This is a genomic window from Mycolicibacterium chengduense (assembly GCF_033741155.1).
Lineage (GTDB): Bacteria > Actinomycetota > Actinomycetes > Mycobacteriales > Mycobacteriaceae > Mycobacterium.
On sequence record NZ_JAWQNH010000004.1, the window covers coordinates 132,909 to 158,377 of the forward strand.

Here is a 25,469-nt window from a genome sequence, read left to right on the forward strand (position 1 = left end):
TAGACCTACCCGGGCAGGTACGCCGTCTGATTGACCAGACGCACCGAGGCCAGCCCGTCCGGGTAGAACTCGGCCACGCTCAGCGACGCCAGATCCAGGTGCAACCGGTAGAGGATTCCGGCGTTGCCGTCCAAGGCAAGTCGCAGCAGTGTCTTGATCGGCGTCACGTGCGATACCAGCAGCACCGTCGACCCGGCATGCTCGGCGACGATCCGATCCTTGGCGCTGCGCACCCGCCGCGCGACGGCGTCGAAACTCTCGCCGTCGGGCGGTGTGACGCTGGTGTCGCGTAGCCAGCGTCCGTGCAAGTCCGGATCCCGTTGGGCCGCTTCCCCGAACGTCAGGCCCTCCCAGGCTCCGAAATCGGTCTCGATGAGATCGTCGTCGACGGTGACGTCCAGACCCAGCACCTTCGCGGCCGCGGCCGCGGTCTCATAAGCCCGTTGCAGCGGTGAGGAGATGACGGCTGCCACGCCGCCCTGCTCGCCGACGTAGCGCGCCGCCGCGTCGGCCTGGGTGCGGCCGAGTTCGGTCAGCGGCGGGTTGCCGCGGCCCGAGTAGCGGCGATGCACCGACAGCTCGGTCTGGCCGTGCCTCAGCAGCAGCAGTCGGGTGGGTTCGCCGCGGGCACCGGTCCAGCCGGGCGCCGCCGGCTTCTCGGCGGGCGGATCCAGCGCCGCGTCCATCGCCTCGTTGGCCAACCGGTCGGCGTGCGAATTGCGGTCCCGGGGAATCCATTCGTAGCTCACCGAGGTGAATCGCCGCGCCGCCTGGCCGGCCTCGCGGTGCAGCTCCAGCAGGTCGGGGTGTTTGACGCGCCACCGGCCCGACATCTGCTCGACCACCAGTTTGGAGTCCATGAACACCGCCACCTCGGTGGCACCGACCTCGGCGGCCGCCTCCAACCCTGCGATCAGTCCGCGGTATTCGGCAACGTTGTTGGTCGCCAGCCCGATGGACTGCTTGCGTTCGGCCAGCATCGTCGACCGGTCGGCGCTGAACACGACCGCCCCGTAGCCGGCCGGCCCCGGATTGCCGCGGGAGCCGCCGTCGGCTTCTACGACGACCTTCACGGCCTGATCCGCAACAGGATCGCCCCGCACTCCGGGCAGCGCAGCACGTCGTCGTCGTCAGCGGCGGAGATGCGGGCCATCTCACCGCGGTCGATCTCGATGCGGCAGGCACCGCAGCGCTTGCCCTGCAACAGGCCGGCGCCCGGACCGCCCTTGGCGCGCTGCTTCTCGTACATGGCGACCAAGTCGGGTTCCAACGTGGATGTCAGCTCGGTGCGACGCAGGGCACCGACCTGGCGGGCCTGGTCGATGGCGACCAGGGCTTCATCGCGTGCCCGCTGGGCGGCCGACAACTCGTTCTGCAGCGCGTCGATACGGGCGAGCTGCTCGGACTGCTGGGCCTGCAACGCTTCCCGGCGCTCCATGATCTCCAGCATCGAATCCTCCAGCGCGGACTGGCGGCGTTGCAGCGTTTCTAGTTCGTGCTGCAACTCCGCGAGCTGCTTGGGGTTCACCGACCCACCGTCTAGCAGAGCCCGGTCCCGGTCCTCGCGCTGCCGGACCCCGTCGATCTCGCTCTCCAGCTTGGCCACCTGGCCGTCCAGGTCCTCCACGGCGATGCCCAGCACGGCGAGCTGATCATTGGCGGCGCGGTGCTCGGCCTGTACCTTGTCGAGTTCCTGCTGTTCGGCCAGGTTACGGGCCCGGTGCTCGACCCGGCCCAGCTCCGCATCCAGCTCAGCCAGGGTCAGCAGCGAACGCTGTTGGGTGAGTGCAGCTTTCATCACAGATGTCCTTCATCGATATTCCAAGGATCGGTGCGCACCGTGCTCACGCGCACCGGAAGTTCCTGCCCGAAACGATCGGCGAGCAGCGCGGCCGCCTGGCTGCACCAGGGGTATTCACTGGCCCAGTGCGCCACGTCCACCAAGGCGGTGCCGTGCTTGCGGCGATGCTCGTCGGCCGGATGGTGGCGCAGGTCCGCCGTCAGGTAGACCTGGGCGTCGGTGCGAGCCACCACGTCCAGCAGCGAATCTCCCGCTCCCCCGCAGACGGCCACCCGGGACACCAGCGCTTCCGGGTCACCGGCCGCCCGTACACCCCACGAGGTCGCCGGCAGCCTGTTTCGCACGCGAGAAACGAAGGCCGCCAACGATTCCGGCTCGGGCAGGGTGGCGATGCGGCCGATCCCGACACCGGACGGCAACGGCGCCAAAGCGAACACGTCGAAGGCGGGCTCCTCGTAGGGATGTGCTGCGCGCAGCGCCGCCAGGACCGCCGCGCGGCGCGCCGCCGGCGCGATCACCTCGACGCGATCCTCGGCCACCTGCTCCACCGTGCCCACCGTGCCGATGGCCGGGATGGCACCGTCGAGCGGCAGGAACTGCCCGGTGCCGCCGACACTCCAGCTGCAGCAGGAGTAGTCGCCGATCTGCCCGGCACCGGCCGCGAACAGCGAAACCCGCAGGCTCTCAGCATCACCCGCCGGAACGAAGACCACCCATTTGTCCAGATCGGCGCGGGCCTCGGCCGGCGCCAGCACGTCGGACACCTCCAGACCGAGCGCCGAGGCCAGGGCATCGGAGACGCCGGGCGACGCGGCGTCGGCATTGGTGTGCGCGGTGAACAGCGACCGGCCCGACCGGATCAGCCGGTGGATCAACGCCCCCTTCGCGGTGCTGGCCGCCACGGTGTCGACACCGCGCAGCAGCAGCGGATGGTGCGCCAGCAGCAGCCCGCCGTCGGGGACCTCGTCGACCACTTCGGCGGTGGCGTCCACCGCGACGGTCACCGAGGTCACCGGTTCGGACGGGTCCCCGCACACCAACCCCACCGAGTCCCAATCATGGGCCAAGGCAGGTGGATACGCGGTATCGAGCACCTCGATCACATCGGACAGTCGCACGCTCAACGCAGGCCCTCCACCAGCAGCGGCCACTCCGGACGCACCGCGGCCCGCAGATACTCACCGTCCAGTCCCACGAACGTATCGCAGCGACGCACCGCGATTCCCTTGGCGTCCAACTTCTTCCGGGTCAACTCGGCGTCGGCGACGCGCAGCAGCACGAACGGGGCGTGGCCGTCGACCACCTCGACACCGGCCGCGCGCAGTCCGGCCACCATCTCGGCGCGCAGCGCCGCCAGCCGTTGCGCACCGGCCTGGGCCTCGGCCACCGCCTCGGGCGCGCAGCATGCCGTCACGGCTTCCAGCTGCAGCGTGCCCAAGGGCCAGTGCGCGCGCCGAGCCGTCATCCGTTCCAGCACCTCCGGCACCCCCAGCGCGTAACCGACCCGCAGGCCCGCCAGCGCCCATGTCTTGGTCAGACTGCGCAGCACCAGCACATCGGGCAGCGCCAGCGCGGCCATCGACTCCGGTTCGCCGGGGATCGCATCGGCGAACGCCTCGTCCACCACCACGATGCGGCCCGGGCGGCGCAGCGCCAGGATCTGGTCGACCGGGTGCAGCACCGAGGTGGGATTGGTCGGGTTGCCGACGACCACCAGGTCGGCGGCCTCGGGCACGCGGACGTCGGACAGGGTGAACGGCGGCGCCAACACGACGTGCTCGACAGGGATACCCGCGGCACTCAGCACGGCCTCGGGTTCGGTGAACGACGGCGCGATCAGCGCGGCGAGTCTGGGAGCCAGGTTGGGCAGCAGCGCGAACCCCTCGGCCCCGCCGGCCAGCAGCGCGACCTCGTCGACGCCGCGCCGGTGCCGCTCGGCGACCGCCCGCACGGCTCGATCGGTGTCGGCCGCGGACGGATAGTGGCCCAGCTCACCCAGGCGCGCGCTCAGCCTTTTCACCAGCCAGGACGGCGGTCCAGACCCGCGGACGTTCACGGCGAAATCCAGCATCCCGGGCTCGACGGCCTGATCGCCGTGATAGCGCGCCGCCTGCCGAACCCCATGAACCACAGCACGACAGTAGTGCGCCGCCCGGGAGCACAGGTACATCGGCGACAATATGAGGGTGACACGTCTGCCCCAGCTGGTGCTCTTCGACCTCGACGGAACCCTCACCGACTCTGCCGACGGGATCGTCGCCAGCTTCCGGTACGCGCTGGACACCGTCGGCGTCCCGGTGCCGGACGGAGACCTGGCCGGCCGGATCGTCGGGCCGCCGATGCATCACACGCTGTCCACGATGGGTCTGGGCGACCGCGTCGACGAGGCCATCACCGCCTACCGCGCCGACTACACCACCCGCGGCTGGGCGATGAACAGCCTGTTCGACGGCATCCCGGACCTGCTGGCCGATCTGCGCGCCGCGGGCGTGCGGCTGGCCGTCGCCACGTCGAAGGCGGAGATCACCGCCAAGCGCATCCTGGCCCACTTCGGCCTGGACGGCTATTTCGAGGTGATCGCCGGCGCGAGTTCGGACGGCACCCGCGCCGCCAAGGCCGACGTGGTCGCCCACGCACTGGCACAGTTGAGCCCGCTGCCCGAGCGGGTGCTGATGATCGGTGACCGTTCCCATGACGTGGAGGGCGCCGGTCAGCACGGCATCAACACCGTCGTCGTCGGCTGGGGTTACGGCGGCGCCGATTTCGACGGACCCGACGCCCCGGCCCCGCTGCACCGGGTGGAGACCATGGCGGATCTGCGGGAGGTGCTGGGTGTCTAGCGCCCTGCACATCACGTTCATCTGCTCGGGCAATATCTGCCGGTCCCCGATGGCCGAGAAGATGTTCGCCCATCAGATCGCCGAACGCGGCCTGGCCGACGTGGTGTTGGTGACCAGTGCGGGCACCGGCGGCTGGCATGCCGGCGAGCCTGCCGACCACCGCACCAACCAAGTGCTGCGCCAGCACGGTTACCCGACCTCGCATCGGGCCACCCAGATCGACGAACACCATCTGGCCGCCGACATGGTGATCGCGATGGGCCGCAACCACGCCCGGATGCTCAAGGACATGGGGGTGCCCGCCGAGCGGCTTCGGATGATGCGATCGTTCGATCCGCGTTCGGCGGCCTACGCCCTCGACGTCGAGGACCCGTACTACGGATCGCTGCCCGACTTCCAGGATGTGTTCGACGTCATCGACGCGTCGCTGGCCGGGCTGCACGAATGGGTCGACAAGAGGCTGGCCGAGCAATGAAGCGCTGGGCGTTCCTGATCCGGCCGCAGTGGCTGGCGTTGTTCGTCGTGGTGCTGGCGTTCGCCTGGTTGTGTTTCACGGTGCTGGCCCCGTGGCAACTGGGCAAGAACACCAGGACCTCGCGGGAGAACTCGCAGATCGCCGCGTCGCTGTCCGCCGACCCGGTGCCATTGACCAGCGTTCTGCCCCACCAGGATTCGTCGGCCCCGGATCAGCAGTGGCACCGGGTGACGGCCACCGGGCGGTATCTGCCCGAGGCGCAGGTGGTGGCCCGGCTGCGGTCGGTCGACGGTGACCCGGCGTATGAGGTGTTGACCCCGTTCGCGGTCGACCATGGGCCGACGGTGCTGGTAGATCGGGGTTACGTCAAACCGGAACAGGGCACGGCGCTGCCGGGGTTCGCCGCTCCGCCGGGCGGGACGGTGAGCATCGAGGCACGGCTGCGCGATGCCGAGCCCGTCGCGCTGGGTAAGGAACCGTTCCGGGCCGACGGTGCGCAGCAGGTGTATTCGATCAACCCGGGCCAGGTGTCACAGGTGACCGGTGTGCCGTTGGCCGGGTCCTACTTGCAATTGGTGGACAAGCAGCCCGGCGGCCTCGGCGTCATCCCGCTGCCCCATCTGGACGCCGGGCCGTTCCTGTCCTATGGCATCCAGTGGATCGCCTTCGGCATCATCGCGCCGATCGGCCTGGGGTACTTCATCGTCGCCGAGGTGAAGGCCCGCCGGCGGGAAAAGGCCGCGGCCCCCGAGACGCCGGACGCTACGCCGCAGACCGCCGAGGAGAAGCTCGCCGACCGGTACGGGCGGCGACGCTGACCGCGACTGCGGTGGCCAGCGCCTGTACCCCGCGGGACAGCCGGACGGCGCGCCGCAGATCGTGCACCCGCGGCGGTGGGCCGTCGCCGAGCGTGGGACGCATCTCCAGTCGGTGCGCGTACTGAGTCGCCCCGCCCAACTGCACACCCAGCGCGCCGGCGAAGGACGCCTCGGCTACCCCGGCATTCGGGCTGGGATGTTTCTTGGCGTCACGCCGCCAAGCCCGCCAGGTAGCCGAAGGCGCCCCGGAGGCCGCGACGGCGCACAGCCCGGTCACCCGCGCCCCGACGTAGTTGACCGTGTCGTCGAAACGCGCTGCCGCCCAACCGAATCGCTCGTACCGCGGCGAATGGTGCCCGATCATCGCGTCGAGGGTGTTGGCGCCGCGATACACCAGCAATCCGGGCACCCCGGCCACCGCGCCCCACAGAATCGGAGCGACCTGCGCATCGGAGGTGTTCTCGGCCACCGATTCCAGCGCGGCGCGCGCCAGGCCGTCGGCGTCCAGCGCCGCGGGGTCGCGGCCGCACAGCGACGGCAGCAGATCCCTGGCCCCGTCGACATCCGCGCTGCCGAGCCGGTCGGCCATCTGCGCGCCGGTGCGGGCCAGTGAGGTGCCGCCCAGCACCACCCAGGTGCTGACCGTGGTGACGGTGAAGGTCCATACCGGCCCGCGCCGCGCCGCGACTTTCTCGGCGACGACGCCGATCGCGGCCAGCCCGCCCAACAACATGGCCGTGTGCGCGACGCCGGCCGCCCTGCTGTCGGCGTACGTCCGTTTCTCCAGCGTGGCGGCGAGCGTCCCGAACGCGGCCACCGGGTGGGCGCGCTGGGGATCGGCCCACCACAGGTCGGCGAAATAGCCGGCGGCCAGGCCGGCCGCACGGGCAGTGTGTCCAGACACGACGGGCAGCATAATTGCCTCGTCGGTTCCCGCGCCCGCACGCCTCACAAGGTGCTGTACTCACGACATGAGACTGGGACCACCGCGGCGCCCGCGCCGCGTCATCGACCTTCTCAACCCGGTCGCCGCGCTGGCCCCGGCGGCCAACGTCATCATGCAGCTGTCACTGCCGGGCGTGGGCTACGGCGTGGTGGAGAGCCCGGTCGACAGCGGCAATGTCTACCTGCACCCGTTCAAGAGGGCCCGCACCACGGGCACCTACCTCGCGGCGGCCACCTGCGGCACCGATGCCGATCGGGCGCTGATCCGCTCCGAGGTGGACCGCGTGCACGCCCGCGTCCGGTCCACCGAGTCGAGCCCCGTGCGCTACAACGCTTTCGACCCGAAGCTGCAGCTGTGGGTGGCGGCGTGTCTGTACCGGTATTTCGTCGACCAGCACGAGTTCCTGTACGGACCACTCGACGACGACTCCGCCGACGCCGTCTATGCCGATGCCCGAACCTTGGGCACCACATTGCAGGTGCGTGCCGAGATGTGGCCGCCGGACCGGGCGGCTTTCGACGAGTACTGGAAGCGGACCCTCGACGACCTGCGGGTCGACGAGCCGGTGCGTGCGCACCTGTACGGGGTGGCGTCGGTGGCGTTCTTGCCGTCGCCGCTGCGGCAATTGGCCGGGCCGCCGATGTTGTTCGCCACCAAGGGTTTTCTGCCCAGTTCGTTCCGGGCGCTGATGAAGCTGGACTGGACTCCGGACGACCAGCGCCGGTTCGCCCTGTTGCTGGTCGGGTTGCGCGCCGCCGACCGGATCGTGCCGCGGGAGGTCTGGACGTTCGGCTACCGGCTGTACCTGTGGGATATGCGGGTGCGGGCGCGGCTGGGAAAACCGGTGGTGTGAAAGGGGAAAGTCATGTCATTTCCGGCACTGAACCATGTGGCGGTCACGGTGCACGATATCGGCGTCAGCGGGCCGTGGTACCGCGCGTTGATCGGATTCGACCCGCTGCTCGACGAGCAGACCGACGCCGGTTTCCGGCATCTGGTGTGGGTGTTGGACGGCGGCACGCTGTTCGGCATCCACCAGCACGAGCGCGGAATCGAGCCGGGTGAGTTCACCGAATTCCGGGCCGGGCTGGACCATGTCGGGTTCGGCTGCGCGTCGCGCGCGGAGTTGCAGACGTGGGTCAGCAAGCTCGATGAGCTCGGTATCGCCCACGGTGGCATCGTCGACGCACACTACGGGTCGGGCCTGAGTTTCCGGGACCCGGACGGTATCGCGTTGGAGTTCTTCGCGCCGCCGGAGTGATCAGCTTCGGGTCTGGTCGGCCGGCTGGGTCGTGGCGATGAACTCGTCGAGCAGCTCGATCACCCGGGCCGGCTGCTCGACCTGGGCGAAATGGCCCACGCCGGGCAAGACTTCGAGTCGGCAGTCCGGCCGGGCGTCCAACGCCGAGTAAGCGTGCTCGACCGGGATGATGCTGTCTTCGTCGCCCCAGATGGCCAGCACGGGCAGTCCTTCGCGCAGGTTCAGCCGGTTGAGCGCGCTGACGGACTGACCGCGGTAGTCGACCACCGACCGCAGGGTGCGCAGGAACGCCTCACGGGTCTCGCGGTCGCTGAAGGAGGAGTAGGCGTTCCAGATCTCCGCGCCGCGCGGCGATCGTAGACCGGCCGAACTCAACCATGAGCGCACCGCGTTTCCGGCGCGCAGCACCGGGCTTGGCGCGATCACCGGCATGATGAGCTCGGCGCCGGGGGCGGCCAGCAGCCGCAAGATCCAGCCGACGTCGGGACCGAGGCCGCCACTGCTGATCAGCGCGAGGCGGCGGCAGTAGTCGGGATGCTGATAGAGGAACTGCATGGCCACGCCGCCGCCCAGCGAATGCCCGACCACCGTGGCCGACGGCACGCCGAGCTCGTCGAGCAGATCGCGCAGGCCGACGGCGAACGCGCCCAGCGAGTAGTCGGTGCGGGGCTTAGACGACTGCCCGTGCCCAAGCAGGTCCGGTGCGATGACCCGGTACTTCTTGGCCAGTTGCGGAAGGATGTCGCGCCAGGTGTGCGCACTGCCGGCCATGCCGTGGATCAGCAAGAGAACTTCGTCGCCTTCGCCCTCGTCGAGGACGGCCTGACGGGCGCCGTGGATGTCGATGAACTTGGTTTCAGCCATAGGCAGCTCCTGTTCGCTCCACCCCAACCCTACTGATCGGTAAGTTGCGTGGGCAACACGTACGCACGCCTCCGGCAGCACCGGTCGAACGTGTGTTCTAATAGCCGTCATGACGATGACCGTAGACACTCTTGCCCCGCCTGCCGCTACGTCGCCGCAACCCGAGCCGGCCATCGAGCCCGCTCCGAAGAAGGCGGCCAAGCGGAAGGCCAAGACGCTGGAGCTGACCCTCACCGTCACCGGTACCGCAGACGGCGAGTGGCGCGCCGAACTCAAGCAGGGCGGCACCTACCTGGCCCGCGACCTCGCCGTGGCCGCAGCCGCGGTATCCCGCGCCGCCAAGGAACTGCACGAAGATCTGGCCACCCCGATCGACGAGGTCATCGAAGAGGCGCGCGTCCAGCAGGCCGCGAAGGTGGCGGCGTTGGAGGCCGAGTTGGAGGCGGCTCGGCGGGCGCTGGCGGAGTTGGACTGAGCCCGGCGTCAGGCTCGGACACGCTGCCTCATACGAGGTTCGCGCGTATAGTCCCCCACATCACAAGTCAATACGCCGTCGACACGCAGCGGGAGAACCTCCCCATCGGAGGCGCCGTAGGAGCAATCTCCTCCCCGAGAAACTCTCAGGCCCAATACCGTTGCGTCGAGGCAACTCTGGAGAACAGTGTCGGTGAGCCACACCGGGCACTTGCCGAAGGTGAAAGCGCGGCAACGCGTCAAACTCTCAGGTAACAGGACAGAGCGGGGAGGTGTCACCACTCGAAGCCCACCCCTCGTGGACTCGACGAATCGGAGTCACCTCGTGCCCTCTCGAAACCGGCTCACCACAAGCCATCTCAGAGCTGAGCGCTCATGACCATCAGCGTTTTCGACCTCTTCACGGTGGGCATCGGCCCCTCCAGCTCGCACACCGTGGGGCCCATGCGCGCCGCAGCGCAGTTCGTCACCGACCTCGCCGGCCGTGCGTCGTTGACCGAAGTGACCGAAGTACGCGTCGCGGTATTCGGGTCCCTGGCCGCCACCGGCGCCGGACACCGCACCTTCCCGGCGATCCTGCTCGGCTTGGAAGGACTGTGGCCCGACACCGTCGAACCGGATCACGCCGAGCGACGGCTGGCCCAGATGCGCACCGAAGGCACCATCACACTCGGTGGCATCACCAGAATCGCCTTGACCGAATCCGACTTCGACCTGCACCCGGAAACCGTGCTGCCGCGCCACCCCAACGCCATGACCCTCACCGCATACGAGTCACCCGGGCACCCGCTGTACGCCGAGACGTACTACTCGGTGGGCGGCGGTTTCATCGTCACCGGGGACCAACCCCCTGACCGATCCGATGTCGCGCCGCCACCGGGGTCCTTTCACAGCGCCGCCGAGCTGCTGGCATTGGCCGATCAACTTGACTGCCGCATCAGCGAGGTGATGCTGCGCTACGAGCTCACCTCCCGCACGCGTGACCAGGTCCACCACGATCTTCTGCACCTGCGGGATGTGATGGTCGCGTGTGCGCAACGCGGCATCAGCCAGCAGGGGTATCTGCCAGGCAATCTGCGGGTGCCGCGGCGCGCACACGAGTGGCACAGCCGGCTGGCCGCCGAAGACCCCGAGCGCGACGTCGCCTTCGCCGAGGATTGGGTCAATCTGATCGCCCTGGCCGTCAACGAGGAAAACGCCTCCGGCGGGCGCATCGTCACCGCACCCACCAACGGTGCGGCCGGCATCATCCCCGCCGTGCTGCACTACGCCACGCACTACACCCGGGCGGGCATGGCCGATCCCGACGACACCGCCATCCGCTTCCTGCTGACGGCCGGGGCGATCGGCTCGCTCTACAAAGAGCGTGCCTCCATCTCCGGAGCCGAGGTGGGATGCCAGGGCGAAGTGGGGTCCGCAGCCTCGATGGCCGCCGGCGCCCTGGCCGAGATCCTCGGCGGCACAACGCGTCAAGTCGAGAATGCCGCCGAGATCGCGATGGAGCACAGCTTGGGACTGACCTGCGATCCCATCGGCGGCCTGGTGCAGATCCCCTGCATCGAACGCAACGCGATCTCGGCGGGCAAGGCCATCAACGCCGCCCGGATGGCCCTGCGCGGCGACGGCACCCACCGCGTCTCCCTGGACCAGGTGATCGAAACGATGCGGACCACGGGCATGGACATGAGCAACAAGTACAAAGAAACCGCCACCGGCGGCCTTGCCGTCAACGTCGCGGTCAACGTCGTCGAATGCTGATCAGAGTGGGCGCGGACGGTATCGAACCGCCGACCGCTGGTGTGTAAAACCAGAGCTCTACCACTGAGCTACGCGCCCCGTCGCAGGCACGCTACACGCCCGCGCTGGTCAGTACTAAATCCGCAGCGCCGCCAGCGCGTCCCGCCAGACCGCGGCGTCACGCATCTCACCTGGCTGTTTGCACTCGGCGAACCGGATGATGCCGGACCGGTCGATCGCGAAGGTGCCGCGGTCGGCGAAACCGGACTCGGCGTTGAACACGCCGTACGCCGACGCGACCGCACCGTGCGGCCAGAAGTCGGACAACAAGTCGAACGTGAAGCCGCTCTGCTGCGCCCACACCTTGTGTGTCGGCGGCGGCCCCACCGAGATGGCCAGGGTGACGGTGTCGGGCGTGTCGTACACGTCGGGATGCGCCTGGATCTCCCCCAGCTCACCCGCGCAGATCGGGGTGAACGCCAATGGGAAGAACACCAGCAGCACGCTGCGGTCCCGCAGCCCCGACAAGGTCACCGGCCGGCCGTGCTGGTTTTTCAGGGTGAAGTCCGGCGCGGGCGCGCCGACCTCGATCACTCAGCGCCGACCGGCGGCTTTGGATTTCGGCTGCACCAACCGGCTGGCGATCCAGTCACCCAGATTCGCCGACGAGGTCTGCATCAGACCGGCGGTCGGCGCCGACTCGGCGATCTCGGCGGGCTGGACGTGCCCGGGCTTACCCGTCTTGGGCGTGACCACCCAGATGACGCCGTCGTCGGCCAGCGGGGTGATGGCGTCCATCAGCCGGTCCACCAGATCACCGTCGTCGTCGCGCCACCACAACAACACCACGTCGACGACCTCATCGGAGTCCTCGTCGAGGAGTTCGCCACCACAGGCGTCCTCGATATCGGCCCGGATATCGTCGTCGGTGTCTTCGTCCCACCCCAATTCCTGGACGACCTGATCCTTCTCGATGCCCAGTTTGCGGGCGTAGTTCGGGTCAGAGTCCGTCCCCGCGGCGACCACCGTCAGTCCTCCTTAAGCCGTTTCGAGTGCGCTCGGCCTATATTCGCACGCCGGAGGCCCGAGGCCGAGTCTTGGCGGCAAGGTTTATCGATATGCCGCATCGCACATGTCCAGCGCAGCCGTCTTTGCGTCGTTCAGCTTGCCCACCGCATCGTTGAAGGCATCGGGCCCCACATCACCGGCAATTGCCGAGGCCACCGCCCGTGCGGCGCTCACCCACTCGGTCAGCGCGCCCTTCAGCGCCGGGCCCAGCGGGTCGGACAGACTGCGCTCCACCAGATCGGCGCTGTGGTTGAGCGCGTCGATGGCCGGTTGCGCGGCGCCCGCCACGTCACCGTTCTCGTTGTACGCGCCGACGTAGGTGTTCACCGCCGTGATGGAGTCCACGCTGCTGGAGCTCAGCGCCTCACACGAGGTGTGGATCGCGCCGGTGGTGATCGACTTCTGCCGCTCCGACTCCTTCGAGCTGGAGCTCTCCGCCGATTCGGCCGCCGACGCCGACACCGAGGCCCGGTAGACGGGCGCGTCGGCCTTGTTCACCGTGGCGGTACCGCTGGTCTCGCTGGTGCACCCGACGACGATCATCCCGAGCACGGCCAGCCAACCCACGACCAGGGCGCCGACACGTACCCGCATCAGCGCCGCAGACCCCCAACCACTGTTCAGCATTGCTGCCAGACGTTACCGGTTCGGACCAGCGATCGCCGGATCATTTGGTTACTCAGCAGTAGGACACCCTGCTCGGTGATCTGCGGCACGATAGAGGCACGATAGTGATCGCCACAAGCACCGCACTACGAAGCACCGTTAACCAAGGAGCCGCAGTTGACCACCGAGTTCGCGCGCCAAGACCTGGCCCAAAACTCCGGTAACGCAGGCGAACCCGACCGGGTCCGAGTGATCCGCGAAGGCGTTGCCTCCTATCTACCAGACATCGATCCAGACGAAACGGCCGAATGGCTGGAGTCGTTCGACGACATGCTCGAACGGCACGGATCCGCCCGCGCGCGCTATCTGATGTTGCGCCTGCTGGAGCGATCACGGGAGAAGCGCGTCGCCATCCCCGCCCTGACGTCCACCGACTACGTCAACACCATCCCCACCGAACTGGAACCCTGGTTCCCCGGCGACGAAGATGTCGAGCGGCGCTACCGGGCCTGGATCCGCTGGAACGCGGCCATCATGGTGCACCGTGCGCAGCGACCGGGAGTCGGTGTGGGCGGCCACATTTCGACCTACGCGTCGTCGGCGTCGCTGTACGAAGTCGGGTTCAACCACTTCTTCCGCGGCAAATCCCATCCCGGCGGCGGCGACCAGATCTTCATCCAGGGGCACGCCTCCCCCGGCATCTACGCCCGCGCCTTCCTCGAGGGCCGGCTGACGGCCAACCAGTTGGACGGCTTCCGCCAAGAGCACAGCCACGCCGGCGGCGGTCTGCCCTCCTACCCGCACCCCCGCCTGATGCCCGACTTCTGGGAGTTCCCCACGGTGTCGATGGGCCTGGGCCCGATGAACGCCATCTACCAGGCCCGGTTCAACCACTACCTGCACGACCGCGGGATCAAGGACACCTCCGATCAGCACGTGTGGGCCTTCCTGGGCGACGGCGAGATGGACGAGCCGGAGAGCCGCGGCCTGATCCAGGTGGCCGCCAACGAGGCACTGGACAACCTGACCTTCGTGGTGAACTGCAACCTGCAGCGCCTGGACGGTCCGGTGCGCGGCAACGGCAAGATCATCCAGGAACTGGAATCGTTCTTCCGCGGCGCCGGCTGGAACGTCATCAAGGTGGTGTGGGGCCGCGAGTGGGACGCGCTGCTGCACGCCGACCGCGACGGCGCCCTGGTGAACCTGATGAACACCACCCCCGACGGGGACTACCAGACCTACAAGGCCAACGACGGCGCCTACGTGCGCGACCACTTCTTCGGCCGCGACCCGCGCACCAAGGCGCTGGTGGAACCGATGACCGACACCGAGATCTGGAATCTCAAGCGGGGCGGCCACGACTACCGCAAACTCTATGCCGCCTACCGGGCCGCGATGGAGCACAAGGGTCAGCCGACGATCATCCTGGCCAAGACCATCAAGGGCTACACCCTCGGCCAGCACTTCGAGGGCCGCAACGCCACGCACCAGATGAAAAAACTTGCGCTGCAAGACCTCAAGGGCTTCCGTGACGTCACGCGGGTGCCGATCAGCGATGCCCAGCTCGAAGAGAACCCGTACCTGCCGCCGTACTACCACCCCGGGCCCAACGCCCCGGAGATCCGCTACCTGCTGGATCGCCGGCGCACCCTGGGCGGATTCGTCCCCGAACGCCGCACCAGGACCAAAGCGCTGAGCCTGCCGGGCAGCGACACCTACAAGCCGCTGAAGAAGGGCTCTGGCACCCAGGCCGTGGCCACCACCATGGCGACCGTGCGCACCTTCAAGGAACTGTTGCGGGACAAGGAAATCGGGCCCCGACTGGTCCCGATCATCCCGGACGAGGCACGCACCTTCGGCATGGACTCGTGGTTCCCCAGCCTGAAGATCTACAACCGCAACGGGCAGCTCTACACCGCGGTGGATTCCGAATTGATGTTGGCCTACAAGGAATCTGAGATCGGCCAGATCCTGCACGAGGGCATCAACGAGGCGGGGTCGACGTCGTCGTTCACCGCCGTCGGGACGTCCTACGCCACCCACAACGTGCCCATGATCCCGATCTACATCTTCTATTCGATGTTCGGGTTCCAGCGCACCGGTGACGGACTGTGGGCAGCCGCCGACCAGATGGCCAAGGGCTTCGTGCTCGGCGCCACCGCCGGACGCACCACGCTGACCGGTGAGGGGCTGCAGCACGCCGACGGGCATTCGCTGCTGCTCGCCTCGACCAACCCGGCCGCCGTCACCTACGACCCGGCGTTCGCCTACGAGATCGCCTACATCATCGAGAGCGGCCTCAAGCGGATGTACGGCGAGGACCCGGAGAACGTCTTCTTCTACATCACGATCTACAACGAGCCGTATGTCCAGCCCGCCGAACCGGCGAACTTCGATCCCGAAGGCCTGCTCAAGGGCATGTACCGGTACCGGGCGGCCACCGAGAAGCGCACCAGCACGGCGCAGATCCTGGCCTCGGGTGTCGCCATGCCCGAGGCCCTGCGCGCGGCCGACCTGCTGGCCGCCGAATGGGATGTGGCCGCCGACGTCTGGTCGGTGACCAGCTGGGGCGAGCTCAACCGCGACGGCGTGGCGGTGGAGAAGCAGCGGCTGCGCCATCCCGACCAGCCGGCCCCGACCGCCTACGTCACCCAGGCGCTGGCGCAGACGGCCGGCCCCGTCGTCGCGGTGTCGGACTGGATGCGGGCAGTGCCCGAGCAGATCCGCCCCTGGGTGCCCGGCACCTACGTCACGCTGGGCACCGACGGGTTCGGCTTCTCCGACACCCGCCCGGCCGCCCGGCGGTACTTCAACACCGATGCCGAGTCGGTGGTGGTGGCGGTGCTGGAGGCGCTGGCCCGCGACGGTGAAATCGATCCGTCGGTGGCCATCGCGGCGGCCAAGCAGTACCGCATCGACGACGTGGCCGCGGCCGAGGTGTCGTTCGTCGACACCGGCAGCGCCTAGACCGGTTGTTTGTGCGGTGTCATACGCCTCGCCCGGCGCGTTGCGTGTGACACCGCACAAACCGCGGGGCGTCTCTTACAAAGCACCGGCGTAGATTTTAGAGATGCCCGACAAACGCACCGTCCCGCCGCCGTCCACGCTGGGCGTGCTGCAGACGGTGCCGGATTCCGCCTTGCGCCGGCTCAAGCAGTATTCGGGCCGGCTCGCCACCGAGGCCGTGCACGCGCTGGAAGAGCGCCTACCGTTCTTCGCCGACCTGGAAGCTTCCCAACGGGCCAGCGTGCACCTGGTGGTGCAGACCGCGGTGGTCAACTTCGTCGAGTGGATGCGTGACCCCACCAGCGACGTCAGCTACACCGCCCAGGCCTTCGACGTCGTCCCGCAAGATCTGCGCCGGCGGATCGCGCTGCGGCACACCGTCGAGATGGTGCGGGTCACCATGGAGTTCTTCGAAGAGGTGGTGCCGCTACTGGCCCGCACCGACGAACAACTCAGCGCGCTGACCGCGGGCATCCTGCGCTACAGCCGGGACCTGGCGTTCGCGGCCGCCACCGCCTACGCCGACGCCGCCGAGGCCCGCGGGGCCTGGGACACCCGGATGGAGGCCAATATCGTCGACGCCGTGGTCCGCGGGGATACCGGCCCGGCCCTGCAATCCCAGGCGGCGGCATTGAACTGGGACGCGACTGCGCCGGCGACGGTGATCGTGGGCTATCCGCACCCGGACCGGATCGACCTGGCCAGCGGCGACGTGCACGACGTGGCGCTACGCAACGGCCGCACCGCCCTGTCCGACGTGCACGGCACCTGGCTGGTGACCATCGTGTCCGGATCGCTGTCGCCCACCGACCGGTTCCTGGCCGACCTGATGAGCGTGTTCGCCGACGGCCCGGTGGTGATCGGCCCGACCGCGCCGACTCTAACCACCTTGTACCGCAGCGCATCCGAGGCGATTTCGGGCATGCGCGCGGTCACCGGATGGGGCGGTGCGCCGCGACCGGTGTCGTCCCGGGAACTGCTGCCCGAGCGGGCGCTGATGGGCGACGCACTGGCCCTCACCGCCCTGGAAACCGAGGTGATGCGGCCGCTGGCCGACGCCGGCCCCGCGCTGACCGAAACGCTGGACGCCTACCTGGATTCCGGGGGCGCGATCGAAGCGTGTGCCCGTCAATTGTTCGTTCATCCAAACACCGTGCGCTACCGGCTCAAACGGATCGCCGACTTCACCGGTCGGGATCCGACGGTGCCCCGCGATGCCTACGTTCTGCGGGTCGCCACCACGGTCGGCCGACTGCGGCGTGACGCAGGCCACTTCACGGGGTCAATCAGCAGTACAACGTGGCCGCAGGGCAGCCATTTCGCGAACGTGGCGAGCCAGATTCCGACGTGACAGATCGCGAAGTGGTCTCGGTAGGGTCGCATCACGTGCTCTTTTGTAGAAACTCCACAAAAGAATAAGACAAGGTTCATAATCTCTTACACGGCGCGGAGACGAGTCCACAGTGTTTTCTTAATCCCGTGCTTGCATTGCTCGCTCCCGGACAGGGATCCCAGACCCCCGGCATGCTCTCCGCGTGGCTCGAGCTGCCCGGCGCGGCCGAGCGCCTCGCCGCGTGGTCGGAGATCGCCGGGCTGGACCTGGCCCGGCTGGGCACCACCGCCACCGCCGAGGAGATCACCGACACCGCGGTGACCCAGCCTCTGGTCGTGGCCGCCACGCTGCTGGCCCACGAGGAGCTGGCCAAGCGCAACCTGATCACCGAAGAGACCGCCGTTGCCGGTCACTCGGTCGGTGAGATCGCCGCGTACGCAATCGCCGGTGTCATCTCCCCCGACGACGCGATCAAACTGGCCGCCACCCGCGGCGCCGAGATGGCCAAGGCCTGTGCGCTGGAGCCCACCGGGATGGCCGCCGTGCTCGGTGGCGACGAGGGCGAGGTACTCGCCCGCCTGGAATCGCTGGACCTGATCCCGGCCAACCGCAACGCCGCCGGCCAGATCGTGGCCGCCGGTGCGATCGCCGCGCTGGAGAAGCTGGCCGAGGATCCGCCGGCCAAGGCCCGGGTCCGGGTGCTGGCCACCGCCGGCGCCTTCCATACCCACTACATGGCCCCCGCCGCCGAGGGCTACGCCGCCGCGGCCGCGCAGGTGCCGACCGCCGAACCGACCGCGACGCTGCTGTCCAACGCCGACGGCAAGCCCGTCGCCGATGCGGCCGACGCGATGACCAAGCTGGTTGCGCAGATGACCCGGCCCGTGCGCTGGGACCTGTGCAACGAGACCCTGCGGGGTCTGCAGGTGAGGGCGATCGTCGAGTTCCCGCCCGCCGGGACGCTCGTCGGTATCGCCAAACGAGAGCTGAAGGGCACACCGACACATGCGGTGAAGGCCCCCTCAGACCTGGACGGGCTCGCCGAGCTCTGACCGGTTGTTCCAACCCGAAGTCGTTCCACCCGACACTCCGACCGCCGGAGTGAAGTAACCAAAGAATAGAAGGAGCCATCGTGGCCGCCAGTCAAGAAGAAATCATCGCCGGCCTCGCCGAGATCATCGAAGAGGTCACCGGCATCGAGCCGTCCGAGGTGACGATGGAGAAGAGCTTCGTCGACGACCTGGACATCGACTCGCTGTCGATGGTCGAGATCGCTGTCCAGACCGAGGACAAGTACGGCGTGAAGATCCCGGACGAGGACCTGGCCGGTCTGCGCACCGTCGGTGACGTCGTCTCCTACATCCAGAAGCTCGAGGAAGAGAACCCCGAGGCCGCTGCCGCACTGCGCGATAAGTTCGGCAAGTGACCCGACCTTCCACTGCTAACGGCGGTTTCCCCAGCGTTGTGGTGACCGCCGTTACGGCAACTACTTCCATCGCTGCGGACATCGAGAGCACGTGGAAGGGCCTGCTGGCCGGCGAGAGCGGCATCCGGGTCCTCGAAGACGATTTCGTCACCAAGTGGGACCTTCCGGTGCGTATCGGCGGCCATCTCGTCGAGAACCTCGACGAGAAGATGTCCCGGCTGGAGCTGCGCCGGATGTCCTATGTGCAGCGGATGGCCAAGTACATCGGCAACCAGTTGTGGGACAGCACCGGCCGGCCGGAGGTCGATCCCGACCGGTTCTCGGTCGTGATCGGCACCGGTCTGGGCGGCGGCGAGAAGATCGTCGAAACCTACGACGCGATGAACGAGGGCGGCCCCCGCAAGGTGTCGCCGCTGGCCGTGCAGATGATCATGCCCAACGGCGCGGCCGCCGTCGTCGGCCTCGAACTCGGGGCCCGCGCCGGTGTCATCACGCCGGTCTCGGCCTGTTCGTCGGGCTCGGAGGCCATCGCACACGCGTGGCGTCAGATCGTCATGGGTGACGCCGATATCGCCGTGTGCGGCGGTGTCGAGGGCGGTATCGAGGCGCTGCCGATCGCGGCGTTCTCGATGATGCGTGCCATGTCGACCCGCAACGACGACCCGGCCGGCGCGTCGCGTCCGTTCGACAAGGACCGCGACGGGTTCGTGTTCGGCGAGGCCGGTGCCGTGATGGTCATCGAGACCGAGGAGCACGCCAAGGCCCGTGGCGCCAAGCCGCTGGCTCGGCTGCTCGGTGCCGGTATCACCTCGGATGCCTTCCACATGGTGGCCCCGGCCCCCGATGGCATCCGAGCCGGTGCGGCCATCAAGCGGGCGCTGGAGACGGCGGGTCTGTCTGCCAAGGACATCGACCACGTCAACGCGCACGCCACGGCCACCCCGATCGGTGACACCGCGGAGGCCAACGCCCTGCGCGTCGCCGGGGTGGAACAGGCCGCGGTGTACGCACCCAAGTCGGCACTGGGTCACTCGATCGGCGCCGTCGGCGCCCTGGAGTCGATCCTGACGGTGCTCGCCCTGCGCGACGGTGTCATCCCGCCGACGCTTAACTACGAGACGCCCGACCCCGAGATCGATCTCGATGTCGTTGCGGGCGAGCCTCGATACGGCGAATACCAGTACGCCATCAACAACTCGTTCGGGTTCGGTGGCCACAATGTGGCCCTGGCCTTCGGGCGGTACTGAGGTACGGGAAGGAACATCTCGGCAATGGCGGGAGTCACCGGCATCTCGACGGGGAACGGTCTGCCCAACGTCGTCGTCACGGGCATTGCGATGTCGACGGCGTTGGCAACCGATGCTGAAGGCACCTGGAAGAAGCTGCTCAATGGGGAGAGTGGCATCCGTAAGCTCGACGACCCGTTCGTCGAGCAGTACGACCTTCCGGTCCGCATCGGTGGACATCTCCACGAGGATTTTGAAGACGACCTGACACGTGTCGAGAAGAGGCGCCTGTCCTACCTCCAGAAGATGGCGACGGTCCTGGGCCGTCGCGTCTGGGACAACGCGGGTGCACCTGAGGTGGATCCCCGCCGGCTGATGGTTTCCGTCGGCACCGGGCTGGGGTCCACCGAGGAACTCCTGTTCGCCTATGACGGGATGCGCGAGCGCGGCCTCAGAGCCGTCTCGCCGCTCGTCGTGCAGATGTACATGCCGAACGGGGCTGCGGCCGCCATCGGACTCGAGCGCAAGGCCAGGGCCGGGGTCAGCACCCTGGTCTCGGCCTGCGCCTCGGGTTCGGAGGCGATCGCCAACGCCTGGCGCAATATCGTGCTGGGCGAGGCCGACATCGCCATCACCGGCGGTGTCGAGACCAAGATCGAGGCGGTGCCGATCGCCGGTTTCGCCCAGATGCGCATCGTGCTGTCCACCAGCAACGACGATCCGGAAGGCGCCTGTCGACCGTTCGACAAGGACCGCAATGGCTTCGTCTTCGGTGAGGGCGGCGCGCTGCTGGTCATCGAGACCGAGGAGCACGCCAAGGCCCGCGGCGCCAACATCCTGGCCCGCATCATGGGCGCCAGCGTCACCTCCGACGGATACCACATCGTCGCGCCGGACCCCAACGGCGAGCAGGCCGGATATGCCATGACCCGGGCGATTCAGCTGGCGGGGCTGCAGCCGTCGGATATCGACCACATCAACGCCCACGCCACCGGCACCAACGTCGGCGACGTGGCCGAGGGCCAGGCCATCAACAATGCGATGGGTGGCCACCGGCCCGCGGTGTACGCACCCAAGTCGGCGCTGGGGCACTCGGTCGGCGCGGTCGGCGCGGTGGAATCCATCCTGACGGTGCTCGCCTTGCGCGATGGCGTGATACCGCCCACTCTGAATCTGAAGAACCTGGATCCGGAGATCGACCTCGACGTGGTGGCCGGTGAACCGCGCTACGGCGACTACCAGTACGCAATCAACAATTCGTTCGGCTTCGGCGGGCACAACGTCGCACTCGTCTTCGGCAAGTACTGACCCGCTCACCGCGGAGATCAAGGAGAACACCAGATGACAACCATGGCCCCCGAGGCGGCTGCCGAATCCCTTGATCCCCGCGACCCGCTGCTGCGGTTGTCGACGTTCTTCGACAACGGCACCGTGGAGCTGCTGCACGAGCGGGACAAGTCCGGGGTGCTGGCCGCCGCGGGCACCGTCAACGGGGTGCGCACCGTAGCGTTCTGCACCGACGGCACCGTCATGGGCGGCGCGATGGGCGTCGAGGGTTGCGCGCACATCGTCAACGCGTACGACGTAGCCATCGAGGAGCAGTCCCCGATCGTCGGCATCTGGCACTCCGGTGGTGCGCGGTTGGCCGAGGGGGTCAAGGCGCTGCACGCGGTCGGGCTGGTGTTCGAGGCGATGATCCGGGCTTCCGGTTACATCCCGCAGATCTCGGTGGTGGTCGGCTTCGCCGCCGGCGGCGCCGCCTACGGGCCGGCCCTGACCGACGTCATCGTGATGGCGCCGGACAGCAAGGTCTTCGTGACGGGCCCCGACGTGGTGCGCAGCGTCACCGGTGAGGACGTCGACATGGTGTCCCTCGGTGGCCCCGAGGCCCACCACAAGAAGTCCGGCGTGTGCCACATCGTCGCCGACGACGAGCTCGATGCCTACGAGCGGGGCCGCCGTCTGGTCGGATTGTTCTGCCAGCAGGGCCATTTCGACCGCAGCAAGGCCGAGGCCGGCGACGTCGACCTCAAGGCCCTGATGCCCGAGTCCGCACGCCGTGCCTACGACGTGCACCCGATCGTGGAGGCGCTGCTGGACGACGACTCGCCGTTCGACGAGTTCCAGTCCCGCTGGGCCCCGTCCATCGTGGTGGGTCTCGGCCGGCTGGCCGGGCGGACCGTCGGCGTGATCGCCAACAACCCGTTGCGGTTGGGCGGCTGCCTGAACTCCGAAAGTGCCGAGAAGTCGGCGCGTTTCGTGCGGCTGTGCGACGCCTTCGGCATCCCGCTGGTCGTGGTGGTGGACGTGCCCGGTTACCTGCCCGGTGTGGATCAGGAATGGGGTGGCGTGGTGCGCCGCGGCGCCAAGCTGCTGCACGCCTTCGGTGAGGCCACCGTTCCGCGTGTCACGCTGGTGACCCGCAAGATCTACGGCGGCGCGTACATCGCCATGAACTCCCGCTCGCTGAACGCCACCAAGGTGTTCGCCTGGCCGGACGCCGAGGTCGCCGTGATGGGCGCCAAGGCCGCCGTGGGCATCCTGCACAAGCGCAAGCTGGCCGCCGCAGCCGATCACGAGCGCGACGCGCTGCACGAAGAACTGGCCGCCGAGCACGAGCGGATCGCCGGTGGGGTGGACTCCGCGATCGAGATCGGTGTGGTCGACGAGAAGATCGACCCGGCGCACACCCGCAGCAAGATCACGCAGGCGCTGGCCGAGGCGCCGCAGCGGCGTGGCCGGCACAAGAACATCCCGCTGTAAACAACCGCGTCAACGAATGGCCTGGGGTTCGCCCCGGGCCATTCGTCGTCTGGCGATGAGTTTCACGCCCCAGGCCGGTCTAACCCGCCATGGTGCAACTGCTCAAGGTCCAGAACTTCAACGTGTCCCAAGACGGCTTCGGCGCGGGCGTCGGCCAGAGCTTCGAGCGTCCGTTCGGCCACGCCGATCCAGCCACGATGTTCAGCTGGTGCGGAGCCACCGCGAGCTGGCCCAACCGCACCGAACCGGGTGGCAGCCGTGGCCTCGACGACTACCTCACCAGGGATTTCCACCACAACATCGGCGCTGAGATCATGGGCCGCAACAAGTTCAGCCCGCACCGTGGGCCTTGGACGGGCGAGGCCGCCCAGTGGACGGGGTGGTGGGGTGACGAGCCGCCGTTCCACACCCCGGTGTTCGTGATGACGCACCATGAACGCCCGTCGTTCACGCTGGGCGACACCACGTTTCACTTCGTCAGCGGTGACCCCGCGACCGTCCTGGCCCAGGCTCGCGAGGCCGCCGGCGGCAAGGATGTCCGGCTCGGCGGCGGGGCCAGCACCGTCCGGGCCTTCCTGGACGCCGACCTCGTCGACACGTTGCACGTGGCGGTCTCGCCCGTCACGCTGGGCGCCGGGTCACGCCTGTGGGAGAGTCCCGACGAGCTGCTGGACAGGTTTCACTGCGATATCGTCCCCAGCTCCAGTGGGGTCACCCATCACCTGTTCTGGCGGCGCTAGTGCACCTCGGCGACGAACTCCGCAGCCACCTCGGCCACCCGCGCCCGGTCGTCGGGGACCAGGCCGATGCGGGTCCGCCGATCCAGGAGGTCCTCGGCGGTCATCGCCCCCTCGTGGGTGACGGCGAACTCGAACTCCGCGCGCAGCACGTCGATACCGTCGGCGACCGGCTCGGCAGAGCGCGCACAGTTCGCCCTGGCAAGCACCTGCACGGCCTCGGCCCCGTACCGTGCCACCAGTGAATCGGGCAGTCCCACAACGATTTCCCGGGTCGCGCCGACCAGCGGGAGATTGCGGGTGCGGCAGGGCGCCGCGGTGATCCCGCGCAGGGCGACGGCTCGGTCCAGCACATCCTCGGCCATGTAGCGGTACTCGGTGAGCTTGCCGCCGATGACGCTGAGCACCCCCGACGGCGACTCGGTGACGGCGTGCTCCCGGGACACGTCGGCCGTCCGCCCGGTTCCGGTGTCGATCAGCGGTCGCAGCCCGGCGTAGGCGCCGCGCACGTCACCGGGGCCCAGTTCGGTCTGCAGCGCGGTGTTCACGGTGTCCAACAGGAACGCCACCTCCTGCGGGGTCGCCTGCGGCACATCGGGTATCGGGCCCGGCGCCTCTTCGTCGGTGAGCCCCAGGTACACCCGGCCCAGCTGTTCGGGCATCGCGAACACGAACCGGTTCACCTCACCAGGGATCGGGATCGTCAGCGCGGCAGTGGGATTGCCGAACGCTGCCGCGTCGAACACCAGGTGGGTGCCGCGGCTGGGTCGCAACCTGATCGAGGAATCCACCTCGCCAGCCCAGACACCGGAAGCGTTGATGACGGCCCCCGCGGTGACGTCGAAGGACTCCCCGGTCAGTTCGTCGGTCAGCGTGACCGTGGTGCCGGTGGCCGCCGATGCCGCCACCCGGGTGAGGATGACCGCCCCGTGCCCGGCGGCGGTGCGCGCCACCGCGGTGACCAGGCGGGCATCGTCGATCAATTGCCCGTCATAGGCCAGGAATCCGCCGTCCAGACCGGCGCGGCGCACCGTCGGCGCCAGCGCGATCGCCCGGGCGGCATCCACCCGGCGTGACCTCGGCAGGATGGTGGCCGGGGTGCCGGCCAGTTTGCGCAGCCCGTCCCCGGCGACGAAGCCCGTGCGCACCAACGCGCGTGCGGACCGGCTCATCGACGGTAGCAGCGGTACCAGCTGCGGCATGGCCTTCACCAGATGAGGTGCGTTGCGCGACATCAGGATCCCGCGTTCGATCGCGCTGCGCCGGGCGATGCCGACGTTGCCGGTGGCCAGGTACCGCAGCCCGCCGTGCACCAGTTTGGAGCTCCACCGGCTGGTGCCGAAGGCCAGGTCGTGCTTCTCGACCAGTGCGACGGACAGACCCCGGCTAGCCGCGTCCAGCGCGATACCGGCCCCGGTGATACCACCGCCGATCACGACGATGTCGACCCGGCCGGCGTCGGCCAGCGCGGCGAGTTCGCGTCGCCGGCGGGCGGCATTGAGGGCAGTCGTCATGGTTTGAGGTATCCGTTCAGCGCGTTGTCGAGTTCGACGGCCAGGGCATCGGCGTCCAGGATGGGCGCGACCATCTGGGCGGACTGCACCGCCGACTGGGTGATCAGCAGGCACATGGCGGCCAGCTGCCGCGGGTCACCGGGCCGCACACTGCCGTGCTCCTGAGCGAGCTTGAGCTGACCGGCGAGCGCGTCGATCAGGACCTGCTGACTGGTGCCCAACCGTTCGGCGATGTAGACCATGGCCAGGTCCGGCGCGGTGTGCAGTACCGACATCACGATGTCGTCGTGGCGCAGCCGTTCGGCCACCGCGACCATGCGCTGCACCAGGGCCGCCCGCCCGTCGCCGCGCTCCCCCACTTCCGTCAGCACGCGGACGATCCGGGCGGTCAGCAATGCAGCCAGGATCGAGCGGGTGTCCGGCCAGCGCCGGTACACCGTCGGACGACTCACACCCGCCCGCCGGGCGATTTCAGCCAGCGTCACCCGGTCGATGCCGTAGGCCAGCACGCAGCTCGCAGCCGCATCGAGGATGCGATCCTCGAGAGCGTCGTCGTTACTGATTGACACCATGT

26 protein-coding genes, 1 tRNA gene and 1 riboswitch are annotated in these 25,469 nt (G+C 68.5%); of the genes, 15 read left to right on the plus strand and 12 right to left on the minus strand.

All coding sequences use genetic code 11. The annotated features are described in order from the left end of the window. Nucleotides 1-5: 5 nt before the first annotated feature. Genes SBI67_RS15695 through cobC form a run of 4 tightly spaced genes read right to left on the minus strand, consistent with a single transcriptional unit; the run spans nt 6 to nt 3,971 of the window. Nucleotides 6-1,073, minus strand: coding sequence for a bifunctional RNase H/acid phosphatase (locus tag SBI67_RS15695; protein ID WP_318981454.1), 1,068 nt, complete (start codon nt 1,071-1,073; stop codon nt 6-8). Then, complete coding sequence (locus SBI67_RS15700; RefSeq protein ID WP_318981455.1) at nt 1,070-1,798, minus strand: zinc ribbon domain-containing protein; 729 nt, start codon at nt 1,796-1,798, stop codon at nt 1,070-1,072. Before SBI67_RS15700 ends, SBI67_RS15695 begins: the two co-directional genes overlap by 4 nt. Beyond that, the gene (locus SBI67_RS15705) at nt 1,798-2,925 is read right to left on the minus strand and encodes a Nif3-like dinuclear metal center hexameric protein (RefSeq protein WP_318981456.1); all 1,128 of its coding nucleotides are present in this window, start codon (nt 2,923-2,925) and stop codon (nt 1,798-1,800) included. Before SBI67_RS15705 ends, SBI67_RS15700 begins: the two co-directional genes overlap by 1 nt. After that, nucleotides 2,922-3,971, minus strand: coding sequence for an Rv2231c family histidinol phosphate aminotransferase CobC (cobC, locus tag SBI67_RS15710; RefSeq protein ID WP_318981457.1), 1,050 nt, complete (start codon nt 3,969-3,971; stop codon nt 2,922-2,924). The genes SBI67_RS15705 and cobC overlap by 4 nt, the downstream gene beginning before the upstream one ends. A gap of 10 nt (nt 3,972-3,981) precedes the next feature. Here cobC and SBI67_RS15715 point away from each other — a divergent pair, with 10 nt between their 5' ends. The 3 genes from SBI67_RS15715 to SBI67_RS15725 are packed head-to-tail and all read left to right on the plus strand — an operon-like array spanning nt 3,982 to nt 5,934. Next, entirely contained in the window at nt 3,982-4,641 is a 660-nt protein-coding gene (locus SBI67_RS15715) for an HAD-IA family hydrolase (RefSeq protein WP_318981458.1), read from the plus strand. Beyond that, nucleotides 4,634-5,116 carry a low molecular weight protein-tyrosine-phosphatase gene (locus SBI67_RS15720; RefSeq protein WP_318981459.1) on the plus strand — a complete coding sequence of 161 codons (483 nt, stop codon included), beginning with the start codon at nt 4,634-4,636 and terminating at the stop codon, nt 5,114-5,116. Before SBI67_RS15715 ends, SBI67_RS15720 begins: the two co-directional genes overlap by 8 nt. After that, nucleotides 5,113-5,934, plus strand: a complete 822-nt coding sequence (locus SBI67_RS15725; protein ID WP_318981460.1) for an SURF1 family cytochrome oxidase biogenesis protein — start codon at nt 5,113-5,115, stop codon at nt 5,932-5,934. Before SBI67_RS15720 ends, SBI67_RS15725 begins: the two co-directional genes overlap by 4 nt. Here SBI67_RS15725 and SBI67_RS15730 read toward each other — a convergent pair. After that, on the minus strand, nt 5,879-6,850 hold the full coding sequence (locus SBI67_RS15730; RefSeq protein ID WP_413232497.1) for a cobalamin biosynthesis protein: 972 nt from the start codon (nt 6,848-6,850) through the stop codon (nt 5,879-5,881). The genes SBI67_RS15725 and SBI67_RS15730 overlap by 56 nt on opposite strands. 55 nt (nt 6,851-6,905) lie before the next feature. Between SBI67_RS15730 and SBI67_RS15735 the strand changes: the two genes are divergently transcribed. After that, the gene (locus SBI67_RS15735; RefSeq protein ID WP_318981462.1) at nt 6,906-7,733 is read left to right on the plus strand and encodes an oxygenase MpaB family protein; all 828 of its coding nucleotides are present in this window, start codon (nt 6,906-6,908) and stop codon (nt 7,731-7,733) included. A gap of 12 nt (nt 7,734-7,745) precedes the next feature. Beyond that, nucleotides 7,746-8,141: a VOC family protein gene (locus SBI67_RS15740; RefSeq protein ID WP_318981463.1), complete on the plus strand. Its 396-nt coding sequence runs from the start codon at nt 7,746-7,748 to the stop codon at nt 8,139-8,141. Here SBI67_RS15740 and SBI67_RS15745 read toward each other — a convergent pair whose 3' ends face one another. Next, a complete protein-coding gene (locus tag SBI67_RS15745) occupies nt 8,142-9,005 on the minus strand; it encodes an alpha/beta fold hydrolase (protein WP_318981464.1) in 864 nt (287 codons plus the stop codon). 109 nt (nt 9,006-9,114) lie between these two features. Here SBI67_RS15745 and SBI67_RS15750 point away from each other — a divergent pair, with 109 nt between their 5' ends. Together SBI67_RS15750 and SBI67_RS15755 are read left to right on the plus strand one after the other, a co-directional pair. Beyond that, nucleotides 9,115-9,480, plus strand: coding sequence for a DUF6319 family protein (locus tag SBI67_RS15750; RefSeq protein ID WP_318981465.1), 366 nt, complete (start codon nt 9,115-9,117; stop codon nt 9,478-9,480). Nucleotides 9,481-9,646: 166 nt separating this feature from the next. Continuing rightward, a riboswitch (glycine riboswitch) is annotated at nt 9,647-9,752 on the plus strand. A 102-nt stretch (nt 9,753-9,854) separates the two neighbouring features. Next, nucleotides 9,855-11,237, plus strand: coding sequence for an L-serine ammonia-lyase (locus SBI67_RS15755; RefSeq protein ID WP_318981466.1), 1,383 nt, complete (start codon nt 9,855-9,857; stop codon nt 11,235-11,237). Nucleotides 11,238-11,243: 6 nt separating this feature from the next. Here the strand turns inward: SBI67_RS15755 and SBI67_RS15760 are convergent. The 4 genes from SBI67_RS15760 to SBI67_RS15775 form a co-directional block, all read right to left on the minus strand. Continuing rightward, nucleotides 11,244-11,315 (minus strand) — tRNA-Val (locus tag SBI67_RS15760). Nucleotides 11,316-11,351: 36 nt separating this feature from the next. Then, nucleotides 11,352-11,810, minus strand: coding sequence for a peroxiredoxin (locus SBI67_RS15765; RefSeq protein ID WP_318981467.1), 459 nt, complete (start codon nt 11,808-11,810; stop codon nt 11,352-11,354). After that, on the minus strand, nt 11,811-12,242 hold the full coding sequence (locus SBI67_RS15770; protein WP_318981468.1) for a DUF3052 domain-containing protein: 432 nt from the start codon (nt 12,240-12,242) through the stop codon (nt 11,811-11,813). It lies immediately after the preceding gene. A gap of 84 nt (nt 12,243-12,326) precedes the next feature. Further along, a complete protein-coding gene (locus SBI67_RS15775) occupies nt 12,327-12,911 on the minus strand; it encodes an Rv2240c family protein (RefSeq protein WP_318981469.1) in 585 nt (194 codons plus the stop codon). A 156-nt stretch (nt 12,912-13,067) separates the two neighbouring features. Here SBI67_RS15775 and aceE point away from each other — a divergent pair, with 156 nt between their 5' ends. From aceE to SBI67_RS15815, 8 genes are all read left to right on the plus strand, one after another. Further along, the gene (gene aceE, locus SBI67_RS15780) at nt 13,068-15,857 is read left to right on the plus strand and encodes a pyruvate dehydrogenase (acetyl-transferring), homodimeric type (RefSeq protein WP_318981470.1); all 2,790 of its coding nucleotides are present in this window, start codon (nt 13,068-13,070) and stop codon (nt 15,855-15,857) included. Nucleotides 15,858-15,960: 103 nt separating this feature from the next. After that, a complete protein-coding gene (locus SBI67_RS15785) occupies nt 15,961-17,247 on the plus strand; it encodes a PucR family transcriptional regulator (protein ID WP_318981471.1) in 1,287 nt (428 codons plus the stop codon). A gap of 128 nt (nt 17,248-17,375) precedes the next feature. After that, nucleotides 17,376-18,281: an ACP S-malonyltransferase gene (locus SBI67_RS15790; protein ID WP_318981472.1), complete on the plus strand. Its 906-nt coding sequence runs from the start codon at nt 17,376-17,378 to the stop codon at nt 18,279-18,281. A gap of 80 nt (nt 18,282-18,361) precedes the next feature. Beyond that, a complete protein-coding gene (gene acpM / locus SBI67_RS15795) occupies nt 18,362-18,655 on the plus strand; it encodes a meromycolate extension acyl carrier protein AcpM (protein WP_266048104.1) in 294 nt (97 codons plus the stop codon). Continuing rightward, a complete protein-coding gene (gene kasA, locus SBI67_RS15800) occupies nt 18,652-19,902 on the plus strand; it encodes a 3-oxoacyl-ACP synthase KasA (protein WP_318981473.1) in 1,251 nt (416 codons plus the stop codon). Before acpM ends, kasA begins: the two co-directional genes overlap by 4 nt. Before the next feature lie 24 nt (nt 19,903-19,926). Next, nucleotides 19,927-21,189, plus strand: a complete 1,263-nt coding sequence (gene kasB, locus SBI67_RS15805; RefSeq protein WP_318981474.1) for a 3-oxoacyl-ACP synthase KasB — start codon at nt 19,927-19,929, stop codon at nt 21,187-21,189. 33 nt (nt 21,190-21,222) lie between these two features. Beyond that, a complete protein-coding gene (locus SBI67_RS15810) occupies nt 21,223-22,644 on the plus strand; it encodes an acyl-CoA carboxylase subunit beta (protein ID WP_318981475.1) in 1,422 nt (473 codons plus the stop codon). An 89-nt stretch (nt 22,645-22,733) separates the two neighbouring features. After that, nucleotides 22,734-23,384, plus strand: coding sequence for a dihydrofolate reductase family protein (locus SBI67_RS15815; protein ID WP_318981476.1), 651 nt, complete (start codon nt 22,734-22,736; stop codon nt 23,382-23,384). Here the strand turns inward: SBI67_RS15815 and SBI67_RS15820 are convergent. Continuing rightward, nucleotides 23,381-24,895 carry a glycerol-3-phosphate dehydrogenase/oxidase gene (locus SBI67_RS15820; protein ID WP_318981477.1) on the minus strand — a complete coding sequence of 505 codons (1,515 nt, stop codon included), beginning with the start codon at nt 24,893-24,895 and terminating at the stop codon, nt 23,381-23,383. The genes SBI67_RS15815 and SBI67_RS15820 overlap by 4 nt on opposite strands. Beyond that, nucleotides 24,892-25,467 carry a TetR/AcrR family transcriptional regulator gene (locus SBI67_RS15825; protein ID WP_318981478.1) on the minus strand — a complete coding sequence of 192 codons (576 nt, stop codon included), beginning with the start codon at nt 25,465-25,467 and terminating at the stop codon, nt 24,892-24,894. Before SBI67_RS15825 ends, SBI67_RS15820 begins: the two co-directional genes overlap by 4 nt. Nucleotides 25,468-25,469 lie beyond the last annotated feature (2 nt).

What these genes read in the sequence shown, in the direction of transcription:
- cobC (WP_318981457.1), bottom strand. Translation starts at nt 3,971, where the DNA reads ATGTACCTGTGCTCCCGGGCGGCGCACTACTGTCGTGCTGTGGTTCAT.
- SBI67_RS15740 (WP_318981463.1), top strand. Translation starts at nt 7,746, where the DNA reads ATGTCATTTCCGGCACTGAACCATGTGGCGGTCACGGTGCACGATATC.
- SBI67_RS15820 (WP_318981477.1), bottom strand. Translation starts at nt 24,895, where the DNA reads ATGACGACTGCCCTCAATGCCGCCCGCCGGCGACGCGAACTCGCCGCG.
- SBI67_RS15815 (WP_318981476.1), top strand. Translation starts at nt 22,734, where the DNA reads ATGGTGCAACTGCTCAAGGTCCAGAACTTCAACGTGTCCCAAGACGGC.
- SBI67_RS15775 (WP_318981469.1), bottom strand. Translation starts at nt 12,911, where the DNA reads ATGCTGAACAGTGGTTGGGGGTCTGCGGCGCTGATGCGGGTACGTGTC.
- SBI67_RS15810 (WP_318981475.1), top strand. Translation starts at nt 21,223, where the DNA reads ATGACAACCATGGCCCCCGAGGCGGCTGCCGAATCCCTTGATCCCCGC.
- SBI67_RS15730 (WP_413232497.1), bottom strand. Translation starts at nt 6,850, where the DNA reads ATGCTGCCCGTCGTGTCTGGACACACTGCCCGTGCGGCCGGCCTGGCC.
- SBI67_RS15825 (WP_318981478.1), bottom strand. Translation starts at nt 25,467, where the DNA reads ATGGTGTCAATCAGTAACGACGACGCTCTCGAGGATCGCATCCTCGAT.
- SBI67_RS15750 (WP_318981465.1), top strand. Translation starts at nt 9,115, where the DNA reads ATGACGATGACCGTAGACACTCTTGCCCCGCCTGCCGCTACGTCGCCG.
- SBI67_RS15755 (WP_318981466.1), top strand. Translation starts at nt 9,855, where the DNA reads ATGACCATCAGCGTTTTCGACCTCTTCACGGTGGGCATCGGCCCCTCC.
- SBI67_RS15745 (WP_318981464.1), bottom strand. Translation starts at nt 9,005, where the DNA reads ATGGCTGAAACCAAGTTCATCGACATCCACGGCGCCCGTCAGGCCGTC.
- SBI67_RS15725 (WP_318981460.1), top strand. Translation starts at nt 5,113, where the DNA reads ATGAAGCGCTGGGCGTTCCTGATCCGGCCGCAGTGGCTGGCGTTGTTC.
- kasB (WP_318981474.1), top strand. Translation starts at nt 19,927, where the DNA reads ATGGCGGGAGTCACCGGCATCTCGACGGGGAACGGTCTGCCCAACGTC.
- SBI67_RS15715 (WP_318981458.1), top strand. Translation starts at nt 3,982, where the DNA reads ATGAGGGTGACACGTCTGCCCCAGCTGGTGCTCTTCGACCTCGACGGA.
- SBI67_RS15735 (WP_318981462.1), top strand. Translation starts at nt 6,906, where the DNA reads ATGAGACTGGGACCACCGCGGCGCCCGCGCCGCGTCATCGACCTTCTC.
- SBI67_RS15700 (WP_318981455.1), bottom strand. Translation starts at nt 1,798, where the DNA reads ATGAAAGCTGCACTCACCCAACAGCGTTCGCTGCTGACCCTGGCTGAG.
- SBI67_RS15785 (WP_318981471.1), top strand. Translation starts at nt 15,961, where the DNA reads ATGCCCGACAAACGCACCGTCCCGCCGCCGTCCACGCTGGGCGTGCTG.